Annotated in this window: 2 protein-coding genes; one reads left to right on the top strand and one right to left on the bottom strand. The window is 31.4% G+C overall.

What is annotated here, in order from left to right:
• A partial coding sequence (locus DW173_RS23490; RefSeq protein ID WP_181981107.1) for a carboxypeptidase-like regulatory domain-containing protein occupies positions 1-230 on the bottom strand: 230 nt, incomplete at its 3' end.
• A gap of 451 nt (positions 231-681) precedes the next feature.
• Here DW173_RS23490 and DW173_RS23485 point away from each other — a divergent pair.
• Positions 682-1872: a site-specific integrase gene (locus DW173_RS23485; protein ID WP_004315066.1), complete on the top strand. Its 1191-nt coding sequence runs from the start codon at positions 682-684 to the stop codon at positions 1870-1872.
• The last annotated feature ends 880 nt before the right edge of the window (positions 1873-2752 follow it).

Raw genomic sequence — 2752 nt, 5'->3', positions numbered from 1 at the left:
TACGAAATCTGCAAAGTCTTTGCAGAACTTGGTACATTCGACAAATTAAAATTACCATCTACATCTGTGATTGTACCTTGAGTGGTACCTTTTACCAACACAGAAGCGCCAACAACTGGCTGCCCGTCTTCTTCAGAAATCACAACGCCTGTGATTTTTTGAGTTTGGGCAGTTACCAGGCCTATGCCCACAAAAAGGCATGCCAATAACAGCATCAATTTTCTTTTCATAAATTCTCTCTTAAAGTTTAACTTTACATTATTTGTATCTTTACTCTAACAATTTGCAAATATATTAATAAAACTGAAACTAACAATTATATTAATAAAAAAAGGTTGCAAATATAACATTTTGTTATTTTATGTGCTGTATTTATGCCGATAAGCATGTTTTTTCTTATTAAAAGCGCTGATTGCTAAAATAGCTAGTAACACTTTGCATGAGCAAAATGCATCTTTTAATATTTCTTTTACTCGTTTTTAGTCATAAAACACCTTTAAAAGCTATTCTTTTTGCTTTTTTCGTGGAAAAGCGAATAAAAAAGTGGCATTTAATTTAAAGTTTTGTGAATACTCGGTTATTTGGAGATTTGTTTTTTTTAGAGATATTAATGCTTATTCGTCTCTGATATAGCACAGAATTACGTCTAATTTGTTCTATTATTAATTTAAAAATGAAAGTATGGAAAAGATCAGTTACAACCTTGTGTTTAACAGAAAGAAGAGATTGAATAAAAAAGGAATGGCGTTAGTACAGGTAGAGGCCTATCTGAACAGAAAAAAAATGTATTTCTCCACCAAAATATATCTCAAACCCGATCAGTGGGATGCTAAACGAAAGATGGTGAAGAATCATCCTAACGCCAATGTTTTGAATCGTATGTTGTATGAGAATATAGCAGCTATTGAGCATACTGAACTTGGATTATGGCAACAAGGAAAGCCAATATCGCTAGATTTATTAAAGAATTCGATTGATAAGCCTCTAAGTAACGGGAGCTCATTCTTAACTTTCTTCAAAGAAGAAGTAGCTAATTCTCTTTTGAAAGAGAGCACCAGACAAAATCATCTTTCCACCCTTGAATTACTTCAGGAATTTAAGAAAGAGATATTATTCACCGATTTGACATTTGAATTTGTGTCCTCATTTGATAATCACTTGCAGTCTAAAGGCTATCACCTTAATACCATTGCCAAGCACATGAAGCATCTAAAACGATATATTAACGTTGCTATAAATAAGGAATATATGGATATACAAAAATATGCTTTTAGAAAGTATAAAATTAAAAGTATAGAGGGAAGTCATACGCACCTGGCTCCGGAAGAGTTATATCGCTTTGAAAATTTACAGCTAACAGGAAGATATACGAGGCTACAAAAAACAAAAGATGCTTTTTTATTTTGTTGCTACGCAGGGTTACGATATTCTGATTTCACCAGTCTGACCTCCGCAAATATTGTTGAATTCCATCAGGAAACCTGGATTATATACAAGTCTGTTAAAACTGGTATTGAGGTACGTCTTCCTTTATATTTATTATTTGAAGGCAAAGGAATCGAGATATTGCAACGCTATAAAGATGATCTTGACAGCTTCTTTAAGTTAAAAGACAATTCTAATATCAACAAAGAATTGAATTTATTAGCAGGCTTGGCGAAAATAGATAAACGTGTGTCATTCCACACCGCCCGGCATACAAATGCCACCTTATTATTATATAGTGGTGCCAATATTACTACGGTACAAAAGCTATTAGGACACAAAAGTGTGAAGACTACACAGGTATATGCAAATATAATGGATATAACAGTGGTACGTGATCTTGAGAAAACGGCCTCATCAAAAAATAATAATAGGTACAAAAGCTAGATGAAAGTGTTCTGTTTTTAAGATTTAGTTTTAGAAATGGAGGGTCTAATTTTCTCTAATAGAAAGAAAAGTGTATAATTAAATGAAAGAATATGCAATATCAGTTTCAAAAACGCATATACATAACCTAAATACACATCGTTATTACGAATATTATCACTCGTCCCATTTAAAGGAATAAAGTGTTCCTTTAAAAGGAACGGGTCATTGGTCGTAGAGAAGCCCTTGCTTTCTTTAAAAGGAAAGGATTAAAAGTTAATTTATAACCCTGATAGCCTCTAATAGCTATTAGAATCCGGCATTTGGGGTTCTTTCATTTTGGCGTCAGATAAATGATAAATACTTCTTTTTACATAATTAGATGTAATTACACAATCTCTTTGATACAGAAAAAGCATATAACCATCCAATATGAATATTCATCAATCATATTCTCTGCGATTTTGGAGAATATTTAAATCCACCCCTGCATATTTTAAAATATACAGTAATAAAATATGCATTTTTTCATCTGGAGTTTTTCTTTTTCTTAGATTATCGTTTGCTAATGAATATATTATTATAGTCAATAATTATTGGATATAATTTAGAACAATAAAACCATCTTCAACAGTTAAGATGGAAATAAGTTTTAGCTTATATCATATAAGATAAGAACTTAAATAATTAATAAATAGATGGTTATGCCCTATTTTTGATAGAAATCTGGTATCATAAATCTGCAAATTAATACGTTTGGTAGGTATTTAACATATTGATAATCTGCATAATAACGGCAACGAAAGATTTATTGCCGAAGGAAAGTAAACATCGTGTATATTATTAGTAATCAAGATATTATAGTTGTATTTAGTTCTGCAAAGACTTTGCAGATTTCGTA

The sequence above is a fragment of the Bacteroides sp. AM16-13 genome (assembly GCF_003602705.1).
GTDB lineage: Bacteria > Bacteroidota > Bacteroidia > Bacteroidales > Bacteroidaceae > Bacteroides > Bacteroides xylanisolvens.
The sequence above is the reverse complement of the archived record's forward strand: the minus strand, read 5'-3'. Positions and strand labels throughout refer to the sequence as shown.

Excerpts from the sequence above, each read along its gene's own strand:
- DW173_RS23485 (WP_004315066.1), top strand. The coding sequence starts at position 682 with ATGGAAAAGATCAGTTACAACCTTGTGTTTAACAGAAAGAAGAGATTG.